Source organism: Marinobacter sp. UBA2498, assembly GCF_002341575.1.
GTDB classification, from domain to species: domain Bacteria; phylum Pseudomonadota; class Gammaproteobacteria; order Pseudomonadales; family Oleiphilaceae; genus Marinobacter; species Marinobacter manganoxydans.
The window spans coordinates 70,349-70,571 of sequence record NZ_DDOI01000058.1 but is presented as its reverse complement, the minus strand read 5'-3'; the positions used below and the strand labels follow the sequence as shown (position 1 = coordinate 70,571).

1 pseudogene is annotated in these 223 nt (G+C 57.8%); it reads right to left on the bottom strand.

The window, feature by feature from the left end:
* Positions 1–40 precede the first annotated feature (40 nt).
* A pseudogene (locus B2W52_RS07165) lies at positions 41–223 on the bottom strand (ABC transporter ATP-binding protein); the annotation flags it as partial.

Sequence of the window (223 nt, the reverse complement as noted above, 5' to 3'; positions counted from 1 at the left end):
CTGCTGGAAATATCACCGTGTCTCATCGTTCTGCTCCTCGTTAAACCGCCAGATAGCTCGCAATCTTGTCCTGATCCGCTTCTTCGCGGCTCTCTTCGTGCACAATCGCGCCCTTTTCAATCACCAGGATCCGGTCTGCCGCATCCATCACGAAGCTCAGAACCTGCTCCGACACCACAATCGACAGGCCCCGCTCATCCCGGATGCGCCGAAGGGTCTGCGC